The following is a 6,110-nucleotide window of genomic DNA, read 5'->3' as shown; positions in this document are numbered from 1 at the left end:
GTAATTTCCGCGCAATCCAAAATCGATTGTCATTCCTTTTTCATCATCAATCGTTGGACTTATCGCAAATGCTGGATTGATGATACTGATATCTGTAAACGTAACTGAACGGTAATTTTGTGATACATTTCCATAGATTTCTAATGCATCCGATGGTTTGTAACTTGCGCCCAATCCGAAAAGCACAAACGAACGTTCACGCACTTCGCTATTGTCAACTGTTTCGTTTAAAATGACGTTTCCGGCGCCATCTAAGTTAATTCGCTTGAAAAATCCGGCACTTTCTGTTTTGATATGTTCAAATCGGAAACCTGGTGTGATCGATAGTTTTTCATTCACATAGAAAATATTCTCACCAAAAACAGCTACATTCAAATTCGGATACTCATACGCGGATTGATTCTGATAGTTTGGAAAGTCTGCCGTTTGAAATTCAAAATTCGGATCGCTTCCTGTTGAACCTGGACCTTGCGCACTTGTGTTGTCTGCTTTGTAAAATTTTGAACCAATTAAAAACGTAGATTTTTTCCCAAATACTTCGTAGTTACTTAACAAACGTGCTTCAAATCCGAAGTTATTAAAGTCGCCTTTTATTAAATCGCGTTCACTTCCTGGATCCACTTGATTGACACGATTTGTTCTGAAACCCAACGCATTTCGCGAAGCATTTAAACCAAACGCATTGAATGTAAAGTTGGTGTCGTCCGAGAATTTATGTGCAAATTTTATATTGTACAATAACCAATCAATTTGAAACCAATTGCGTTCTCTGTTACTTTGAAACGGGTTTTCTGCAAACATTTGGTCTGTTAATCCGCCAGCTTGCTTTGCCAAATAACGTAAGTACGTAACTTCTGCTTCTAACTTCGTGCGTTCATTGAATTGATAGCCAATATGTGCATAGGCATTTTTGCTTTCAAATTCTGAGTTTGGACGAAATCCGTCACCTTTTTTATAGTTGAAAAACGAATAGTAACTGAATTTCCCTGTCGTTCCGCTTACACTCGTAAAGTTGGTGTATAAATTGTTACTTCCGATCGTATTTCGCGTAATAAACTCAAATGGTTTTGCTTTATTTGGTTTCTTCATCACAAAGTTAACCAAACCGCCAAATTGCGTTCCGTATTGTAAGGAAGCCGCACCACGAATGATTTGAATTTCCTGTAAACCTTCCGCCGCAGGCGAATAATAACTTTCAGGATATCCTAACACATCCGCGCTAATATCATAACCGTTTTGACGTGTGTTAAAGTTTGCCGTTCTGTTAGGATCTAAACCGCGTCCACCAATATTTAATTGCAATCCTGCATCGTCATTTTGGTAAATATTTAAACCCACAACTTGACTGTATATTTGGCGCGCATTGTTGGAAGCCAAGTTTGCCATGGATTGTTCTACCAAAACTACTTCGGTCTTTTTTCCTGCGTAAATTGCCGTTTCTTCAACATCTTTTAATCGCTTTAGCGCGAATATTTTTGTCTTTCTAACATTCAATTGTACTTCCGATAGTTGTTCGCCCAAAGGCTTTAAAACCACATTTAGTATCGTTTTTTTGTCAACCAAAAGTTGCTTTTCCAACACTTCATATTCAAACGAGAAAAAGACAATTTTCAACTGTTTTTCTTCTGTGGTAAATTCATAATAACCAGTTTCATTCGTTGTTGTCAATTTTCCTGAACCTTGATCATAAATATCAACATTTGCAATCGGTTTGTTGTTTTCTGCCGAAGTTACCTTTCCAGAAATTTTTTGCTGTGCAGCTAGGGAAATGCTGAATAAACAAAGTAAAGTTAGGATGCTAAAATTCTTTAAATTCATTTCTATTTACTTTTATTTTGATGACCTGAGTTCTTTAGTTATCTCGGCTGCGCTCGATATGACACATTTATGAATAACTTGACCTCATTATATATCATTGTTCTTTAAATGGTACAATCCAGTTTTTGTGTCTGAATGATTCTTTTTGCTGATATAAATCAACGGTTTTGTCTATATATATTCGGCTCATTCGTCCGTTAAGTGCAACATTGCTGTCTACATATACTTCTACATTTTTGTGTCCTTGACTCGTGAAATGATCGCCTAAATAGTGTGCATATTCCAAGATGAAATCAGGTTGAAAACTCATTTGTTTCTCTTGAAATTCTGTCAAAAAATCACTGTTATTTACGTAGAAAAAGTTTTTAGTTGCTCCATCTACAATTTTAAAAGTGGATAAGCCTGCTTTTTCCATGAGCATGACGCGCCAAGAAAATCGATAACCTTGTTCTGTCCAAAATACATTTCCAGGATAGAGCACATATCTGAATGGAAGTAATAATTGAATAGCAAAAAATGTAATGATCACAGGAATTATTAACGATTTGAAACGTATGTGATATACTTGAAATTTTTCTACTCTTTTTGTGTTGATCGTTTTAAATTTGCTGATGATTTTTTTGATGAAAGCAATAATTTTTAGGTGGAAATCGGCTTCAAAAAAGATCAATGTTCCCACAATCATCACAAAAGGAAACATTCCGATAGGAAATAAAACGCGTGTGAATACATGGAAAAACACGACTAATATGAAAGCTATTATGCGCGTTCGTTTGTAGAGTAATAAAAACGGAATGCACAAATCGTAGAGCATTCCCGACCAACTCATGGCATAGTGAAACCAATCTTGTTGCATGACTGTTTTTCCGATGAGTGGCAGATCGAATTTTGATGGCAGCCAAATTTTTAATGGTTGCGCTTCTAAGAGCCAATCGGAGTTTATTTTTGCCAAACCTGCATAGAAATAGACAATTCCTAGTAATAGTTTGATGCTATCAATGGTCCAATTTGGAATTTTCGCATAGCTTCTTTTTCGCAAAAGATTGTCCATGGAAAATGTAGCATTCGCCGGAAGGAAAATCATCAAAAAACTCAAAATACTGATAAAGTAGTAATGATTGAGATAGCTTGTTTTGTCCATCAATTCGATATACGTAAAACTCAGAAAGAACGTGATAATTGCCAATCTGTATTTGAGTCCTAGTGCGACAAAGAAAGCCGCTAATCCGCAAATGATAAAGATGAGATATGTATAGTTTCCGATTGGCTTTACCCATTCAAAACCGTAATATGAGAAATGGAATTTTGGTTCGAGGTAAATACTTTCTATCCAACCGTGTGCCCAAAAACGAATGATTCCGTACAACATCATCAATCCGAAACCAATACGAAAAACTGCCAATGGCGCTGCGTTGGTTTGCTGATTTAGGTATGTTTTGAATCGATTCACTCGATAATCGAAATTTAGATATTCCAACACTTGTGTCGAAATACTTTTTATAGTTTCTTCTGAATACTTCTTGGAGTTTCCGTGAAGTCATTAACTATCGCACAAAAAAAGGTTGCCCGCTTACGACAACCTTTGTATTACGAGTAATTTTGGCTATTTAGTCGCCATCTGCATCATTGTAATCTACACTGATATTGAATGCTTGAAGCATGTCTACTTTTAACAAAACAACAGCTGCTTGTAGCGCATCATACGCTTCTGTCATTTTGGTATTATCTGTATTTATTTGTGTCGCAAAGTTTGCGTTTAATTCTTGAATTTTTCCACGAGCTGTATTGAACTGATTGTTGATAGCTGTTGCCAAATCGGTTCTGTCTAAAGAAGCTAAATACGTATTGAAGCTTTCGCCTGAAGCGCTTCCGCCAAATTGAGTTCCGTTAAAAATATTTTTTACCGCAGTTAATGCTGCTAACGCCAATTCTTTTGATACTTCTTGATTGTAATAGGCTTCTACTCTATCTGGTAAAGGTGTTGCAGAGAAGTTCCCGGCAGGAATTCCAATTTTATTCGCTCTTAATCCTTTTTCGTAGTAAAAAATAAAGTCGTTGATGAATTTATTTGTGGCGCTTGTAGCTGTATTTGCTGTACTTGCTACAAATGTAGTTCTGTAAGTATTTGTCCAATCGTTTAAGATTGTTTGTGTTAACATTTGCATTTGATCAACTACATCAGAAAGATAGGTTTTGTATTTAGCAGCTGTTGCATTTGTATCAAATTTTGCAACTATTGCCGTATCAGTTGTTTCTAAACCGTATAACATATAGTCTAAAGCAGGAAAACCAACTGCATCATTGTTATTGGTACTAGTTAAGTCGTAACTTCCGCTTGCAATGTTGTTTTCTATATCGGTCGTATTTACAGGATAGGTGTTCATTTGAAAATAATACAACGTTTGTTCAGCTTGTCCAATATTGAACGCTTCCACATGTTGCCAAGCTTTATAAGCTGTTAACCAAGCAGCACGAAGTGTTTCAAGATTTGCAAGATTTGGCGTTGTTAGAAAGTTGTCTTTTGCTGTAACAAGTGCTTCTAAATCTACATTTAATGCTTGATACGAAGGAATGATGATATTGTCTGCCACATTTCGCAACATAGCGGCTCTGTCAAAAGCTGTTTCGTTTCCGCCACCATTTGAATCTGACGAATCGTCACTTGAACTACAGGCTGCAATAAATAGGGCTAATACTACTAATGGGAAAATTTTCTTTATCATTTCTTATTTCTATTTATTCTAAATAAACGTTGCAAAAGTAAAAAAGTAGCAAGTGTTATCCTAATGCATTTACTACTTTTTTATATTAATTCTAAATAATTTTTTTAGCTTCCTGCTTGTGCAGTTGTGAAGTTGAATTCTGCTGATATTTCGTCAGAAATTGTATCTAAAGTTACAGGTGTTACATCCCAAAATCCGTTTCCTACCATTAATTGATCAATAAATGCATCTACTTCTGATTTTGTAAAATATGGTGCATTTGTACCTGGCTTACGCGTGAATTGTAAACTGTAGATAAATCCGAATCCTTCTGATAAATCGTGAAAAGCACTTGCATTGTCAATTCCGATCGTTGCTTTAGCTTGTTGTAGATAATAAACTGCTCTGATGGCAATTACTTCTGATATTTTTTCACGAATGATGTTTGCTTGTTGGTCACGAACAGTATAGTTTTTTTCTACAATGGCAGCTCTACCAAGTTTGAAAGCTTCGTATATTTCTGAAGCAATTCCTGCAAAGTCGGCATCATTTTCTACTCTTGACAAGTATTTGTTTAGGAAATTATCTTCGTTTAAGATTGGCGCAGTTGCATTGTCCGTTCCGTAAAGGTAACCGAATGCTTCATCCCATTTGTGTTCCATGTTTGTGTAACTTTTTCCTTCTGCTACAATTTCTGCATCGTTGTCAGTTCTGTTGGTTCCTGCGTCTAAAACGGATATGCTTAAATAATTGTTTAGTATTTGATCAACCATTAAAGCACCAATTAACCCTTTGTTTATGGCTTGATTGTATTCCAATCCTTTACCACTAATATAACGTGTAGCTCCACCACCTGCTTCTTGTAATTGTCCTGCATTTCCGGCAGTCGCAATGTTTGTCCAAGCAGGAAATACTTCGGATACTTGTGCTGCAATCCACGAATCGAAATCTGCTTTGATTGCGTTTGCGTCGGTTGTATTTGCTGAAAAATAATCTGATGAAGCTGCCGTTTTGCTACGAATACTTTTATCGGAAGCATTCAAATCTGCGTCACTGAAATCATTGTTTCCTTCCACGTGTGCAAACATTCCATCCAATGCTCCTTCAGTTGTTGAGTTGTCTTTTAATGCAGTAATAAATTCTTCTCCCATTTGGATTCTAGTGGTTTGTCCGCTATAACTTACTGTAGCATTTCCATTTCTACTAAATGTGTATGTTGCAGGTGCGATTACTTCATTTGTGTCTGTTGGAGTTGTTCCATCATCATCACTTGAACATGCTGTAAAAACGAAGCTAGATATTGCCAATACTCCTACGATTATTTTTTTCATTTTTGGTTTTATATTTAGTATTACGATTTTGTTTTGACAAATATATTATAGCTTTTTGTTTTTACAAAGTTTATTTAGACTTAATCTTAATAAAATTAACGATTTTAGATTAAAAATCTAATAATCAATTTATTATAATTTATTTTTAAGTGTTAAAATTTAAAAAATCAATAAATAAGACTTGAAAAAAGTTTCAATTTGATCAGTTTTTACGATCAATAGTATAGAAAAGAAGCATACTTGTAACCTAATTATTTTT

The 6,110-nt window shown here is 35.3% G+C and carries 4 protein-coding genes; all 4 read right to left on the bottom strand.

From position 1 onward, the window contains the following. Positions 1-1,818 (bottom strand): TonB-dependent receptor domain-containing protein (locus tag AB8B65_RS17430; RefSeq protein ID WP_405302561.1); only part of this gene is annotated, 1,818 nt, incomplete at its 3' end. 94 nt (positions 1,819-1,912) lie between these two features. Further along, positions 1,913-3,268, bottom strand: coding sequence for an HTTM domain-containing protein (locus tag AB8B65_RS17425; RefSeq protein WP_405302560.1), 1,356 nt, complete (start codon positions 3,266-3,268; stop codon positions 1,913-1,915). Between the two features lie 157 nt (positions 3,269-3,425). Then, complete coding sequence (locus AB8B65_RS17420; protein ID WP_405302559.1) at positions 3,426-4,541, bottom strand: imelysin family protein; 1,116 nt, start codon at positions 4,539-4,541, stop codon at positions 3,426-3,428. A 104-nt stretch (positions 4,542-4,645) separates the two neighbouring features. Further along, on the bottom strand, positions 4,646-5,851 hold the full coding sequence (locus tag AB8B65_RS17415) for a DUF4856 domain-containing protein (RefSeq protein ID WP_405302558.1): 1,206 nt from the start codon (positions 5,849-5,851) through the stop codon (positions 4,646-4,648). Positions 5,852-6,110 lie beyond the last annotated feature (259 nt).

The sequence above is a fragment of the Kordia sp. genome, assembly GCF_045105435.1.
Taxonomy (GTDB): domain Bacteria; phylum Bacteroidota; class Bacteroidia; order Flavobacteriales; family Flavobacteriaceae; genus Kordia.
The sequence above is the reverse complement of the archived record's forward strand: the minus strand, read 5'-3'. Positions and strand labels throughout refer to the sequence as shown.

Excerpts from the sequence above, each read along its gene's own strand:
- AB8B65_RS17420 (WP_405302559.1), bottom strand. The coding sequence starts at position 4,541 with ATGATAAAGAAAATTTTCCCATTAGTAGTATTAGCCCTATTTATTGCA.
- AB8B65_RS17415 (WP_405302558.1), bottom strand. The coding sequence starts at position 5,851 with ATGAAAAAAATAATCGTAGGAGTATTGGCAATATCTAGCTTCGTTTTT.